Origin of the sequence: Dryocola baronae (genome assembly GCF_051297175.1) — a bacterium.
Classification (GTDB): domain Bacteria; phylum Pseudomonadota; class Gammaproteobacteria; order Enterobacterales; family Enterobacteriaceae; genus Dryocola.
The window spans coordinates 813,480-827,910 of sequence record NZ_JBINNY010000001.1 but is presented as its reverse complement, the minus strand read 5'-3'; the positions used below and the strand labels follow the sequence as shown (position 1 = coordinate 827,910).

The window sequence follows — 14,431 nt, the reverse complement described above, 5'->3', positions numbered from 1 at the left end:
GCGAATTATCAGAACAGTTTGTAGACGATATTAAGGATGGTCAGGAAACCAATCACGGTGACAAAAATATTGTCCGACCGGCCTTTATATTTCGCTAACGCAGGCACCTTGCGAATCGCATACATCGGTAACAGGCACAGCAGGGAGGCGATAATTGGCGCGCCCATCGCTTCAATTAAATCGAGAATATTCGGGTTCGCGTAGGCAACAATCCAGGTTGACCCCATGATAAAGACCATGCTCAGCAGATTGAGTTTGCCGATGGAAACGCGCGTCTTGTCGCCCTTGAAGCCGAACTTAAGAATCAGGCCGTTCAGCCCTTCCAGCGTGCCAAGGTAGTGGCCGAAGAAGGATTTAAAGATCGCGACCAGCGCAATGATGGACGCGCCGTATTCCAGAATCGTGGCAAAGGTCGATTTCGATCCGGCCATCGAGGAGAAATGGTTCGCCAGATATGACAGTACCGGAATGTTCTGCGCTTTGGCCTCCGCCATGTTCTGCGGCGATAGGGTAAACAGGCAGCTAAAGGCGAAGAACATCACCACGGCGACCATCAGCATGCTGGCGCGGGAGATGATTTTCGAACATTTGTCCGCGGTGTATTCCTTACCAAAGTCCTTCTCATACTCTTCGCGCTTCGAAACAACGAAGGAAGAAACAATCGGCGAGAAGTTAAACGAGAACACCATGATGGAGATGCCCAGCCAGACGGTAACCAGAATCCCGTCGTGCCCGGTAAACGCAATATCGCTAAGGTTGACCTGATCGAATACCGCCGAGTTCCAGTAAGGGATCAGCGACAGCGAAATCAGCACCAGGCAGGCGATAAACGGGAAGACCAGGTAGCTCATCACTTTGACCATCAGATCCTTGCCGAAGTAGATGACGAAGGCCATCAGCAGCAGCAGGAAGAGCGCCACGACGCCACGGTTAAGCGGCATCAGCTGGAGCTGGTTTTCCCAGAAGGTCATAAAGGTGTTGGTGATGGTCACGCCGTAAATCCACAGCAGCGGACAAATGGCGAAGAAGTACAGGAAGGTAATGACCACGCCGCCGGTTTTGCCGAAGTGCTCTTCTACCGTTTCGGTGATGTTCCCGGAAGGATTGCTGCCGGAAAGGCACAGGCGCGCAAGCGCGCGGTGGCAGTAAAAGGCAATCGGGAAGGCCAGAAATAGCATGATTAAAATGGGAATTAAGCCGCCGTAGCCTGCACGAATAGGGAAAAAGAGCACGCCCGCGCCGATGGCGGTGCCGAATAAACCGAGCGTCCACGTAGTGTCAGATTTTCGCCACGCGGCGGCCTCTTTTTGGCCGATAAGGGTTGTATCAATATTACTCATAATAGAGATCCTTATGTTGTGCGATTAAGCATCCACGGCGCCAGTAATTTGCGAAACGCGGGACAGGTCAATATTTCCACCGGAAATAATGCTTACCGTTTTACGCCCTTTAATATAATGGTCGAGCTTGCCGCTTAATAATGCAGCCGATGCCAGAGCGCCAGCGCCTTCGGTAATAACCTTATTGCGTTGAATAAGCGCGACCATGCTGTTTCTGATTTCTTCTTCGCTGACTAAAATAATATCGGTGACGAGCTTTTGACGATCTCATAGGTAATTCGACCAGGGCGAGATACGTCGCAGCCGTCGGCAAGCGTACCGCTCACGCGGTGGGACATAAGTTCGCCTTTGTAGAATGAAGCGGCCATGCCGTGAACATTTTCTGCCTGCACGCCAATAATATTAATCGTCGGGTTGATGGATTTAATAGCAAGCGCAATCCCGGCAATTAAGCCGCCGCCGCCGATAGGCACAATGACGTTATCGACGTCGTAGAGATCTTCGAGAATTTCCAGACCAATCGTACCCTGCCCGGCAATGACCTTTTCATCGTCATAAGGTGGGATGAATATGCGCCCTTCCATTTCGACGATTTCGCTGACCTTGGCGATGGTGTCGTTGAAATTATCCCCGTGCATTACCACCTGCGCGGAGTAGTCGGTGGTCGCGGCAACCTTTGACTTAGGCGCGCCGTTCGGCATGACGACCTTACCGTTGATGCCCAAAATCGCGCATGAAAGCGATACGCCCTGCGCATGGTTTCCGGCTGAACAGGCGACCACGCCCTTCTCTCTTTCTTCCTGCGTCAGCGAGCTGAGTTTGTTAAACGCGCCGCGAATTTTAAAGGAGCCGGTGCGCTGCATGTTTTCGAATTTTAAATAGATTTCGCCTTTGCAGCATTCACTTAAATAATTAGAGCGAGGCATGCCTGTTTTATAAATATACCCAGCAAGCCTTTTTTTCGCTTCCAGTACATCGTAAATGGTGACAGGGAGTTCATAATCGATATGCATGTTGACCTCTACTAACAAAACGATAAGCAATACGGGAGAAAGTAATTTAAAGACAAATTACCCTCTTGATTTATTTATTCGGACTGCGAGACTTTAGCTAAGCAACTTCCGTTAATTTATTAAATTTAAACTGGCTGCGTACAGAATGTTTTTTGGCTAATTCCACCAGCGTGGATGCGGATTTTTTTATACGATAATTTTTAGACCACACGGCGGCGTAGCGTGCTACGGGGAGTTTATCTTCCACCGGCACCTTAATAAATTGGTTGGAGCCAAAAGGTGCAATCATGTCGCAAGGAATAACGGTTAAGAAACCGGCGTTAAGTACTAAATTATAAATCGTGACTACCGAGTCGGTTTTAACAATACTTTCGCTGGTAATATCGTTTTTTTCGAGGATGGTAAGCAGTTCGCTGTAATAGCCCATTTCCGTTTGCGGCAGAACCCACTGCTCGTTGCTCAGCGAGCGCAGGGTCGACGTGCCGTTGCACGTTCGCGTTCGGCTTCCCACCAGAATAAACTCAGACTCAAACAGCGGCTCGATGTGCAAATCCTGTAGCAGCATTTCATCGCTCAGCGTGCCGATGGCAAAATCCAACCGCCCGTCGCGAATAGCGGGAAGGAACGAAGCAAGCTGCGCTTCAAACATCGACACCTGGGCCTGCGGGTAAAGCTCTTTGAACTCCTTCATCATGCCCGGCAAGAACGTAAAGCCGATTAGCGATGGAAACCCAAAGGAGACGTCTACGACCCCGCTGCCAATCAGGCTGTGCATTTCGCTGCACATATTGCGCATCTCGCGGGTGATGGACTCGGCGTAGGTTAGTAGCACCTTTCCGGCTTCGGTCAGCTTAACGCCGGTATTTTTACGGATGATAAGCTCAAGGCCAAAATAGGTTTCCATGTCGCTGATAATTTTGCTCACCGCAGGCTGGGTAAGACCTAACTGTTTCGCCGCAGACCCAAACGACCCGCTGCGCACAACTTCCTGAAAGGTAACCAGATGCTGTGTTTTAGGTAGGGTGTTATTTTCCATAAAGCTCTGCGCCTAATTAACTTTCCGTGCCGAGGATCATAACGAATTGCACCTGTCATGTTATGTGCTGTGACGCACATTTACCCCATGAATATTTGCGTAACAAGTAAACAAACCAAATAAACCCATTAAAAAACAAAATGATAGATATTTTCTAAGTGGCTTTTATATGATTAAGGTCAACCTTAAGACAGGTAATAAAATAAAGTTATGGTGATAATTAATTTATATCGAAATGACTAAATCGTTCACTATTAACGCAATTAAAGGTGACGAAAACGATTACCCGCAGTTAACCTAAATTAAATCTAAATAGAGTGAAATTATTCTAAAATATTTTTACTACATTATTTTTAAATAATAAAAAAAGCCCGCAATAAGCGGGCTTGATTCAGATCGAAAACTTTCTAAATTACAGAACGTCTACCGCGTTCAGTTCTTTGAAAGCCTGCTCCAGACGAGTGATCATAGAGGTCTGTGCAGCGCGCAGCCATACGCGTGGATCGTAGTATTTCTTGTTCGGCTGGTCAGCGCCTTTAGGGTTGCCCAGCTGGCCCTGCAGGTAAGCTTCGTTTTCTTTGTAGTAGTTCAGGATACCTTCCCATGTTGCCCACTGGGTATCGGTATCGATGTTCATTTTGATAACGCCGTAGCTCACGGAATCTTTGATTTCCTGAGCAGAAGAACCGGAACCGCCGTGGAAGACGAAGTTCAGGCTGTTGTGCGGCAGGTTGTGTTTCTTAGAAACGTAATCCTGAGAATCGCGCAGGATAGTTGGGGTCAGAACCACGTTACCTGGCTTGTAAACGCCGTGTACGTTACCGAAGGAAGCAGCGATGGTGAAACGTGGGCTGATTGCGTTCAGTTTGGTGTACGCGTAGTCAACGTCTTCTGGCTGAGTGTACAGAGCGGATGCGTCCATATGGCTGTTGTCTACGCCATCTTCTTCGCCGCCGGTGCAACCCAGTTCGATTTCCAGAGTCATGCCGATTTTAGACATGCGAGCCAGGTACTTGGAGCTGATCTCGATGTTTTCTTCCAGAGACTCTTCAGACAGGTCGATCATGTGAGAAGAGAACAGTGGTTTACCGGTAGCTGCGAAGTGTTTTTCACCCGCGTCCAGCAGACCGTCGATCCATGGCAGCAGTTTCTTAGCGCAGTGGTCGGTATGCAGGATTACTGGAACACCGTAGTGCTCAGCCATCTGGTGAACGTGATGCGCGCCAGAGATAGCACCCAGGATTGCAGCGCCCTGAGGAACGTCGGTTTTCACGCCTTTACCCGCGATGAAGGCAGCGCCACCGTTAGAGAACTGAACGATAACTGGAGCTTTAACTTTCGCTGCGGTTTCCAGTACGGCGTTGATGGAGTCGGTACCGACGCAGTTAACTGCTGGCAGTGCGAAGTTGTTTTCTTTTGCTACCTGGAAAACTTTCTGTACGTCATCACCAGTGATTACGCCTGGTTTTACGAAATCAAAAATTTTAGACATGTTACGTTGTCCTGTATCGTTGGCCGTTAGAAAAAACTGTGCCGCCCGCGCCTGCAGGCGACCAAAAAACAACGGGCAGGAAACCCTGCCCGTAATCAATTACTTCTTAGCGCGCTCTTCGAGCATCGCTACTGCTGGCAGCACTTTGCCTTCCACGAATTCGAGGAATGCGCCACCGCCGGTGGAGATGTAGGAAATTTTGTCTGCGATACCGAACAGGTCGATTGCGGCCAGGGTGTCGCCGCCGCCTGCGATAGAGAACGCTTCGCTGTCTGCGATAGCGTTAGCAACGATTTCGGTACCTTTGCGGAAGTTCGGGAATTCGAACACGCCAACCGGGCCGTTCCACAGAATGGTTTTCGCGTTTTTCAGGATTTCAGCCAGCTGCTGTGCAGAAGCGTCACCGATATCCAGAATCTGCTCGCCGTCTTTCACGTCGTTGACAGATTTCAGGGTAGCCGTTGCGGACTCGGAGAACTCGGTCGCTACGCGCACGTCAGTTGGAACTGGGATATCACAGGTAGTCAGCAGGCGTTTAGCTTCGTCAACCAGGTCCGCTTCGTACAGGGATTTACCCACGTTGTGGCCTTGAGCGGCAACGAAGGTGTTCGCGATACCACCGCCAACGATCAGCTGGTCAGCAATTTTGGACAGAGAGTCCAGCACGGTCAGTTTGGTAGAAACTTTAGAACCGCCAACGATAGCAACCATTGGGCGAGCAGGTTCTTTCAGGGCTTTGCCCAGCGCGTCCAGCTCTTCAGCCAGCAGCGGGCCTGCACAGGCGATTTCAGCAAATTTGCCAACGCCGTGAGTAGAAGCCTGCGCGCGGTGCGCGGTGCCGAAAGCATCCATTACGAATACGTCGCACAGTGCAGCATATTTTTTAGACAGTGTTTCGTCGTCTTTCTTTTCGCCTTTGTTGAAGCGAACGTTTTCCAGAACAACCAGCTCGCCGGCAGCAACTTCAACGCCGTCGAGGTAATCTTTAGCCAGACGAACCGGAGCAGACAACTTGTCTTTCAGGTAGTTAACAACCGGCAGCAGAGAGAATTCTTCGTTGTACTCGCCTTCGGTCGGGCGACCCAGGTGAGAGGTAACCATCACTTTCGCGCCTTGTTTCAGGGCCAGTTCGATGGTTGGCAGAGATGCACGGATACGTGCGTCAGATGTCACTTTCCCTTCTTTAACTGGTACGTTCAAATCTGCACGGATCAGAACGCGCTTACCAGCCAGATCCAGATCGGTCATCTTAATTACAGACATGGTGAATCCTCTCGTTGATTCTTAAAGTTTTGCAGGCGCACTACGCGCCCTACCTGAAACCACTTGCAGCCATGACTAACGTCGTGTCGAGCATTCGGTTAGCAAAGCCCCATTCGTTATCACACCAGACTAGAGTTTTAATCAGATGTTGCCCACTGACCCGCGTTTGCGTGCCGTCAACAATGGCACTGTGCGGATCGTGGTTAAAATCAGTCGAGACCAACGGTATTTCCGTATAGTCAACTATACCATGAAATGAATCTTGTGCCGCTTTTTGCAGCAACTGATTGACTTCATTAGGTTTTACCGCATTTCGTACCGTCACGCTTAAATCGATGGCGGTGACGTTGATCGTGGGTACGCGCACGGCAATAGCCTCAAAACGATCGTTGAATTGCGGGAAAATACGCGTAATGCCGGCGGCGAGTCGCGTATCGACCGGAATGATCGATTGGCTGGCTGCGCGCGTGCGGCGCAGATCAGGGTGATACGCGTCAATAACCTGTTGATCGTGCATGGCGGAGTGGATGGTTGTTACCGTGCCCCACTCAATGCCGAAGGCATCATCAAGCAATTTGATAATTGGAATTATACAATTCGTGGTACAGGAGGCGTTGGAAACGATGCGGTGCTCGGCAACCACCTCTTCATGATTGACGCCGTAAACCACGGTTGCGTCGAGATCGTTGCCGCCAGGATGGGAGAAGAGAACTTTTTTCGCGCCGGCAGCCAGGTGGGCTTCGCCGTCTGCGCGAGAACCGAATACGCCGGTACAATCCAGCACTACGTCTACGCCCAGCTCGCGCCACGGGAGCGCGGCAATCGTGGGTTCATGCAGCAAACGGATAGTGTCGTCGCCGACCCAAAGCTGGTCGCGTTCCTGACGCACGTCCCACGCGAATCGCCCGTGGCTGGTGTCGTATTTCAACAGATGCGCCATGCCCGCAGCATCAGCCAGTTCATTGATTGCTACGACGGTGATTTCCGCACGGCGACCGGATTCGTACAAAGCACGTACCACGTTGCGCCCAATGCGACCGAAGCCATTAATTGCGATGCGTACGGTCATATCTCTCCTGCCAGAATCCCTTAACGTTGTGGCTGACAGAGTAATGCAGCCACCGCTTCAGGGGAATCCTCGCACTCACGAAACTGCAATTGATTGCTTGATTGTCGAATATTTCATCGACTGAAACGCTTCAGCTATGGTAAGCGAAACGCGGAATAAAGGGAACGTTGGCCCGGGACAGGCAACCGATCTTCTGACATAGGTCACATTTTTGATGGAATAACTGCAACGCTTTTACGGGTGAGGTTGAATAATAAACAAAAAAAACGGGCCGCTAAAGCGACCCGTTTCTAAGGGGGGAATTACAGTACTGCTTTCGCCTGTTTCACCACATTTTCAACGGTGAAGCCAAACTCCTCGAACAGCTGCTCGGCTGGTGCTGACTCACCGAAGGTGGTCATGCCCACAACCGCGCCGTTCAGGCCAACGTATTTGTACCAGTAGTCAGCGATGCTGGCTTCGATAGCAACACGAGCGGCAACGGCTTTCGGCAGAACCGCTTCACGGTAGGCCGCGTCCTGCTTGTCGAAGGCGTCGGTAGACGGCATGGAAACCACGCGCGCTTTGATACCTTCAGCAGACAGCCGGTCCCATGCTGCAACGGCCAATTCAACTTCAGAGCCGGTCGCGATCAGGATTAGCTCAGGCTGACCCGCACAGTCTTTTAGGATGTATGCGCCGCGAGCGATATCCGCCAGCTGCTGCTCGGAACGATCCTGCTGCGCCAGGTTCTGACGGGAGAAGATCAGCGCCGTTGGGCCGTCGTGACGTTCTACCGCGTATTTCCACGCAACCGCAGATTCAACCTGGTCACATGGGCGCCAGGTGCTCATGTTTGGCGTAACGCGCAGGGCAGCAAGCTGCTCTACCGGCTGGTGAGTTGGGCCATCTTCGCCCAGACCGATGGAATCGTGGGTGTAGACCATCACCTGACGCTGCTTCATGAGCGCCGCCATACGCACCGCGTTACGGGCATATTCCACGAACATCAGGAAGGTAGAGGTGTACGGCAGGAAACCGCCGTGCAGCGCGATACCGTTGGCAATCGCCGTCATACCGAATTCACGCACGCCGTAATGGATGTAGTTACCGGCTTTGTCTTCGTTGATAGCTTTAGAACCAGACCAGATGGTCAGGTTGCTTGGTGCCAGGTCGGCAGAGCCGCCGAGGAATTCTGGCAGCCAGTGACCGAAGGCTTCGATTGCATTTTGGGAAGCTTTGCGGCTTGCGATTTTCGCAGGGTTTGCCTGCAGATTAGCGATAAATTCCTGCGCTTTCGCAGCGAATTCAGTCGGCATTTCGCCCTTCATACGACGGGTAAATTCTGCCGCTTCCTGCGGGAAGGCTTTCGCGTAGGCTGCGAACTTCTCGTTCCAGGTCGCTTCTTTCGCCTGGCCTGCTTCGCGCGCATCCCACTGAGCGTAGATATCCTGTGGAATTTCGAACGGAGCGTGTTTCCAGCCCAGCTGTTCGCGGGTCAGTGCGATTTCTGCGTCGCCCAGAGGAGCGCCGTGGGAATCGTGGGTGCCCGCTTTGTTTGGCGAACCGAAACCGATGATGGTTTTGCACATCAGCAGAGAAGGCTTGTCGGAAACCGCCTTCGCCTCTTCAACAGCGCGTTTGATAGCGTCCGCATCGTGACCGTCAACGCCGCGCACAACGTGCCAGCCGTAGGCTTCGAAACGCTTAGCGGTATCGTCGGTGAACCAGCCTTCAACGTGGCCGTCGATGGAGATGCCGTTGTCATCGTAGAACGCAACCAGTTTACCCAGTTTCAGGGTACCGGCCAGCGAGCAGACTTCGTGAGAGATGCCTTCCATCATGCAGCCATCACCCATAAACACGTAGGTGAAGTGGTCAACAATGTCGTGTCCAGGACGGTTGAACTGCGCCGCCATGGTACGTTCAGCAATCGCCATACCTACCGCGTTCGCCACGCCCTGACCCAGCGGGCCGGTAGTGGTTTCAACACCCGCGGTGTAACCCACTTCCGGGTGACCAGGGGTTTTGGAATGTAGCTGACGGAAGTTCTTCAGCTCTTCGATCGGCAGGTCATAACCTGTGAGGTGCAGCAGGCTGTAAATCAGCATAGAGCCGTGGCCGTTAGACAGCACGAAGCGGTCACGGTCAGCCCAGGCTGGGTTCTGCGGGTTATGGTTCAGGAAATCACGCCACAGGACTTCGGCAATATCAGCCATGCCCATAGGGGCACCCGGATGACCGGATTTGGCTTTTTGAACTGCGTCCATGCTGAGCGCACGAATAGCATTGGCAAGCTCTTTACGAGAGGACATTTTCACTCCAGATCGGATGGTTGAAGGTCACGCCTTGTTTTACGACTTGACTACTAAGCGTTATGGGCTACGCCCGAAAAAGTGCCCACAATGTACCGCAAGCCGTGGGTCATGTACATGGAGCATCCTTTTGTCCCGGTAAGAAATCTCTGGATCACGCTCGCATGTTGCGCAAGTAGCTGCGCGCGCTTCGTTATCTTCTTTATACTGAGCATTATTCAGCGCCAACGTGGGCGCTGAGCTTGCCCTTGGGCTGTTGAAACTAATAAAGGAAGACTGGCCATGAAGATGCGCCCTATTTTACTAAGCCTGACGCTCGCCACGCTGCTGAGCGGCTGCCAAAACATGGATTCCAACGGTTTGCTAACCTCCGGCGCGGAAGCCTTTCAGGCCTACACGCTAAGCGATGCGCAGGTTAAAGAGCTGAGCGACAAGTCCTGTGCGGAGCTGGACAGCAAAGCGACTATTGCCCCGGCAACCAGCGACTACGCGAAACGCCTGACCAAAATCGCCAGCGCGCTGGGCGACAACATCAACGGCATGCCGGTGAACTATAAGGTTTACGTCACCAAAGACGTCAACGCCTTCGCCATGGCTAACGGCTGTATCCGCGTCTACAGCGGCCTGATGGACCTGATGAACGACAACGAAGTAGAAGCGGTTATCGGCCACGAAATGGGCCACGTCGCGCTCGGCCACGTGAAGAAAGGCATGCAGGTTGCGCTGGGCACAAACGCCGCGCGAGTCGCCGCCGCTTCAGCCGGTGGCATGATTGGCAGCCTGTCGCAGTCGCAGCTTGGGGATTTGGGTGAAAAACTAGTGAACGCGCAGTTCTCGCAGCGTCAGGAATCAGAAGCCGACGACTATTCCTACGATCTGTTGCGCAAACGCGGGATTAACCCGATTGGTCTGGCAACCAGCTTTGAGAAGCTTGCCAAGCTGGACGAAGGGCGTCAAAGCTCAATGCTTGACGATCACCCTGCTTCCGCCGAACGCGCGCAGCATATCCGCGATCGCATGGCGGCAGATGGTTTGAAGTAACTAAGAGGTAAGTCGGGTAGGCGGAGCGCCACCCGACGTAACGGGTGGATAGCGCGTTTGCGTATCCACCCAGCAAACCTGGCGGTAAATTACTCGCCTTTCTTCGCCGCCTGGATATACAGCATTTCCAGCGCCAAAGTCGCACCTGCCAACGCGGTGATTTCAGACTGGTCATAGGCCGGAGCGACTTCCACCACGTCCATACCCACGATGTTCAGATCCTTCAGGCCGCGTACCAGTTTCAGCGCGCGGTCAGAGGTCAGGCCGCCGATTACCGGCGTACCGGTACCGGGCGCGAAAGCAGGGTCCAGACAGTCGATATCAAAAGTCAGGTACACCGGCATATCGCCAACGATCTGCTTAACCTGCGCCAGAATGTCGTCCACGGTGCGGTCGTTCACCTGGCCCGCGTCCAGAACGGTGAAACCGTTGTCTTTATCGAACTCGGTACGAATACCGATCTGCACTGAGTGATTAGGGTCGATCAGGCCTTCTTTCGGCGCGGTGTAGAACATGGTGCCGTGGTCGAACTCGCAGCCGTTTGCGTAGGTATCGGTGTGGGCATCGAAATGCACCAGCGCCATTTTGCCGAAGTGCTTGGCGTGAGCGCGCAGCAGCGGCAGCGTGACGAAGTGGTCGCCGCCGAAGGAAAGCATGCGTTTACCGGCAGCCAGCAGCTTTTCGGCGTGCGCCTGCAGACGTTCGCTCATGTCGCGCGCGTCGCCGAAGGCGTAAACCAGATCGCCGCAGTCCACGACGTTCAGACGTTCGCGCATGTCGAAGTTCCACGGGAAGCGGTTGCCTTCCCACGCGAGGTTGGTAGAAACCTGGCGAATTGCCGCCGGCCCATGACGGCCACCGGCACGACCAGAGGTCGCTGCATCAAAAGGAACGCCGGTGATCACCCAGTCGGCATCGCTGTCGTACGGCATGAAGTTCAGCGGAAAACGTAAAAAACCAAAGGCATTGGAGACCAGGGAGTTATCGTATTGGTGGCCTAGAGTGCTCATTGTTTGACCTCTCGGTGAATGAATTTATGTCAAAAAAAAGTCCCCTCCGCGTCGTTAAACCCGACGAGGAAGGGACTGGATACGTTTCGAGACTGCTGTTGGCGCGGATTATCGCCGAATGCAGCCTTAATTGTACACTAATTACTCTAAATAATTCGAGTTGCGGGTAGGCGGTAAGCGAGTCCAGCCCACACCGCTGCAGCTCGAATTACGACGAGTAATTTACTCGTCTTCTAAATAAGTATAGCCATACAAACCCGCCTCGAACTCTTCGAGGAACTGCTGCTGTAGACCCGCGTCGAGATCGGTTTGTTTCACCTGATCGCGGAACTGCGTCAGCAGTTTTTTCGGATCAAGCTGAACGTACTCCAGCATATCCGCTACGGTATCGCCTTCGTCGGACAGCTCAACCTCAACGCTGCCGTCAGGGAAGACGAACACGTCAACCGCTTCGGTATCGCCAAACAGGTTATGCATGTTGCCGAGAATTTCCTGATACGCGCCGACCATAAAGAAGCCCAGCATCGGCGGGTTCTCCGGGTCGTATTCCGGCATCGGCATGGTGGTTGCGATCCCGTCGCCATCGACGTAGTGATCGATAGCGCCGTCCGAGTCACAGGTAATATCCAGCAGCACCGCACGGCGTTCAGGCGCGTGGTTTAACCCTTCGAGCGGCAGAACCGGGAACAGCTGGTCAATACCCCAGGCATCCGGCATCGACTGGAACAGGGAGAAGTTGACGTAAATCTTGTCAGCCATGCGCTCCTGCAGCTCGTCGATAATCGGACGGTGCGCGCGGTTGCTCGGATCGAGCTGCTTCTGCACGCTGTGGCACATGTTCAGATAGAGCTGCTCGGCCCACGCGCGTTCCTGCAGGCTAAAGGTCCCGGAAGAGTAGCCGACGTGAATATCGTGCAGGTCCATCTGGCTGTCGTGCAGCCATTCACGCAGCGAGCGGCGCGTGCCCGGCTCATGCATCTCTTGCCAGGTTTCCCACATGCTTTGTAGCGCGCGCGGTGCATCGTCCTGCGGCGGCGTCGCTTCGGTATTTTCGCTGCGCTCAACGCCGATAATGTTCGACACCAGCACGGTGTGGTGCGCGGTAACCGCACGCCCGGATTCGGTGATCACCGTCGGGTGCGGCAGGCCGTGTTCTTCACACGCGTCGCCGATTGCCCAGATAATGTTGTTGGCGTACTCGTTCAGGCCGTAGTTAACCGAGCAGTCGGACTGGGAACGCGTTCCTTCGTAGTCCACGCCCAGGCCACCGCCCACGTCGAAGCACTCGATGTTCACGCCAAGCTTATGCAGCTCGACGTAGAAGCGCGCGGATTCGCGCACGCCGGTCGCAATGTCGCGAATATTCGCCATCTGCGAACCGAGGTGGAAGTGCAGCAGCTGGATACTGTCCAGACGGCCGCGCTCGCGCAGCATTTCAACCAGCTGCAGAACCTGACCGGCCGCCAGGCCAAATTTGGATTTCTCACCGCCAGAAGACTGCCATTTGCCAGAACCCTGCGAGGCCAGACGCGCACGCACGCCGAGGCGCGGTACGACGTTAAGACGCTCGGCCTCTTCCAGCACAATCGCGATTTCAGACATCTTCTCGATGACCAGATAGACCTTATGGCCCATCTTTTCGCCGATCAGCGCGAGGCGGATATATTCACGGTCTTTATAACCATTACAAACGATTACCGAACGCGTCATGCCCGCGTGGGCAAGTACCGCCATCAGCTCGGCCTTCGAACCGGCTTCCAGGCCCAGCGGCTCGCCGGAATGAATCAGCGATTCGATAACGCGGCGGTGCTGGTTTACCTTGATCGGGTAAACGAGGAAATAATCGCCGTTGTAGCCGTAGGATTCGCGCGCGCGTTTAAACGCGGCGTTAATTGAACGCAGGCGGTGCTGCAAAATCTGCGGGAAGCAAAACAGCGCAGGCAGGCGCTGGCCCTGCGCTTCACGCGCTTTGACCAGCTCGGCCAGATCGACCTTGGCTTCAGGAACGTCCGGATCCGGGCAAACGGTGATGTGGCCCAGTTCGTTGACGTCATAGTAGTTATTGCCCCACCAGGCAATATTGTAAGTACGCAGCATCTTGCTGGCTTCCTGGGAGCTCATGGCAACCTCCTGGATGGAGCGGTGTACATCCTGCTCGCCCACTGACGAACCCGAAACAGAAGAGATTTTGTCAGACATGGCGAACCTCAAATTTAGACAAATGTGCAAAACAGTTGACTACTATCGCAGGGGTATCCCGCAATAACAACCCATTAACAGCGCGTAGCGGCAGCATAAGACGCTGACAGACTGGCTGTGCGACCGGTTTCATTTTCATATCATTGTAAAACACGTTACCGAACTCCGTATGACGGGTCGGCGAAACCACGAGAAAACTCTTATCAAGATAAGAGAGCCCTTGTTCAGAACGACAGGCGTGACTAACCGGCCCGGGAGTCCTGAGAAGCGCCGAGATGGGTAGTTATCCTATGCCATTCGAGCGGTAACAGGGCGGCAAGTGACTGAACCCCCATGAGCTTAGACAAACTAAGTGATTGGGGTGAGGTCATGTGGCCAACGCAGATACAGCTTGAAAGACGACGGATATAACATCGGCAGGAATGTTGCAAAGAGATACAGCTTGCGAGGAGCAGCGGCGCGGACTGAACGGCGGCCAGATTCTGCGAATTACAGCGGTTTTTCAATCCTATCACCTCCACACATACGTTTTGGGTATGCGACAAGCCAAAGCTAAGATAAGTGCTCAACCCGGCTGGAAGTGGGCAACACAAAAATCTGTGTGCTTGTTGAATGAGCCGCGCGCGCCGCTTTATACCATTACGGGCTTAAAAAGCAAAAGATAAATACGCACT

10 protein-coding genes and 1 pseudogene are annotated in these 14,431 nt (G+C 53.3%); 1 reads left to right on the top strand and 10 read right to left on the bottom strand.

Annotation, left to right across the window (positions count from 1 at the left end):
• Window positions 1–8 precede the first annotated feature (8 nt).
• The 7 genes and pseudogenes from tdcC to tkt form a co-directional block, all read right to left on the bottom strand.
• On the bottom strand, window positions 9–1,340 hold the full coding sequence (tdcC, locus tag ACSPHG_RS03830; protein ID WP_435952211.1) for a threonine/serine transporter TdcC: 1,332 nt from the start codon (window positions 1,338–1,340) through the stop codon (window positions 9–11).
• A gap of 24 nt (window positions 1,341–1,364) precedes the next feature.
• Window positions 1,365–2,353, bottom strand: a pseudogene (gene tdcB / locus ACSPHG_RS03825) (bifunctional threonine ammonia-lyase/L-serine ammonia-lyase TdcB).
• Between the two features lie 97 nt (window positions 2,354–2,450).
• Entirely contained in the window at window positions 2,451–3,389 is a 939-nt protein-coding gene (gene tdcA, locus ACSPHG_RS03820) for a transcriptional regulator TdcA (protein WP_435952210.1), read from the bottom strand.
• A 412-nt stretch (window positions 3,390–3,801) separates the two neighbouring features.
• On the bottom strand, window positions 3,802–4,881 hold the full coding sequence (gene fbaA, locus ACSPHG_RS03815) for a class II fructose-bisphosphate aldolase (RefSeq protein ID WP_435952209.1): 1,080 nt from the start codon (window positions 4,879–4,881) through the stop codon (window positions 3,802–3,804).
• A 99-nt stretch (window positions 4,882–4,980) separates the two neighbouring features.
• Window positions 4,981–6,144, bottom strand: coding sequence for a phosphoglycerate kinase (gene pgk, locus ACSPHG_RS03810; protein WP_435952208.1), 1,164 nt, complete (start codon window positions 6,142–6,144; stop codon window positions 4,981–4,983).
• Window positions 6,145–6,193: 49 nt separating this feature from the next.
• On the bottom strand, window positions 6,194–7,213 hold the full coding sequence (epd, locus tag ACSPHG_RS03805) for an erythrose-4-phosphate dehydrogenase (protein WP_435952207.1): 1,020 nt from the start codon (window positions 7,211–7,213) through the stop codon (window positions 6,194–6,196).
• 302 nt (window positions 7,214–7,515) lie between these two features.
• Window positions 7,516–9,507 (bottom strand): transketolase, encoded by a 1,992-nt coding sequence (tkt, locus tag ACSPHG_RS03800; RefSeq protein ID WP_435952206.1) that lies wholly within the window; start codon window positions 9,505–9,507, stop codon window positions 7,516–7,518.
• Between the two features lie 282 nt (window positions 9,508–9,789).
• Between tkt and loiP the strand changes: the two genes are divergently transcribed.
• Entirely contained in the window at window positions 9,790–10,548 is a 759-nt protein-coding gene (loiP, locus tag ACSPHG_RS03795; RefSeq protein ID WP_435952205.1) for a metalloprotease LoiP, read from the top strand.
• 89 nt (window positions 10,549–10,637) lie between these two features.
• Here loiP and speB read toward each other — a convergent pair whose 3' ends face one another.
• From speB to yqgB, 3 genes are all read right to left on the bottom strand, one after another.
• Window positions 10,638–11,558 carry an agmatinase gene (speB, locus tag ACSPHG_RS03790; RefSeq protein WP_435952204.1) on the bottom strand — a complete coding sequence of 307 codons (921 nt, stop codon included), beginning with the start codon at window positions 11,556–11,558 and terminating at the stop codon, window positions 10,638–10,640.
• 222 nt (window positions 11,559–11,780) lie between these two features.
• Complete coding sequence (speA, locus tag ACSPHG_RS03785; RefSeq protein WP_435952203.1) at window positions 11,781–13,757, bottom strand: biosynthetic arginine decarboxylase; 1,977 nt, start codon at window positions 13,755–13,757, stop codon at window positions 11,781–11,783.
• Window positions 13,750–13,890 (bottom strand): acid stress response protein YqgB, encoded by a 141-nt coding sequence (gene yqgB, locus ACSPHG_RS03780; RefSeq protein ID WP_435955933.1) that lies wholly within the window; start codon window positions 13,888–13,890, stop codon window positions 13,750–13,752. Before yqgB ends, speA begins: the two co-directional genes overlap by 8 nt.
• Window positions 13,891–14,431: the final 541 nt, after the last annotated feature.

Excerpts from the sequence above, each read along its gene's own strand:
- loiP (WP_435952205.1), top strand. The coding sequence starts at position 9,790 with ATGAAGATGCGCCCTATTTTACTAAGCCTGACGCTCGCCACGCTGCTG.
- epd (WP_435952207.1), bottom strand. The coding sequence starts at position 7,213 with ATGACCGTACGCATCGCAATTAATGGCTTCGGTCGCATTGGGCGCAAC.
- tdcC (WP_435952211.1), bottom strand. The coding sequence starts at position 1,340 with ATGAGTAATATTGATACAACCCTTATCGGCCAAAAAGAGGCCGCCGCG.
- yqgB (WP_435955933.1), bottom strand. The coding sequence starts at position 13,890 with ATGAAACCGGTCGCACAGCCAGTCTGTCAGCGTCTTATGCTGCCGCTA.
- speA (WP_435952203.1), bottom strand. The coding sequence starts at position 13,757 with ATGTCTGACAAAATCTCTTCTGTTTCGGGTTCGTCAGTGGGCGAGCAG.
- fbaA (WP_435952209.1), bottom strand. The coding sequence starts at position 4,881 with ATGTCTAAAATTTTTGATTTCGTAAAACCAGGCGTAATCACTGGTGAT.
- tdcA (WP_435952210.1), bottom strand. The coding sequence starts at position 3,389 with ATGGAAAATAACACCCTACCTAAAACACAGCATCTGGTTACCTTTCAG.
- tkt (WP_435952206.1), bottom strand. The coding sequence starts at position 9,507 with ATGTCCTCTCGTAAAGAGCTTGCCAATGCTATTCGTGCGCTCAGCATG.
- speB (WP_435952204.1), bottom strand. The coding sequence starts at position 11,558 with ATGAGCACTCTAGGCCACCAATACGATAACTCCCTGGTCTCCAATGCC.
- pgk (WP_435952208.1), bottom strand. The coding sequence starts at position 6,144 with ATGTCTGTAATTAAGATGACCGATCTGGATCTGGCTGGTAAGCGCGTT.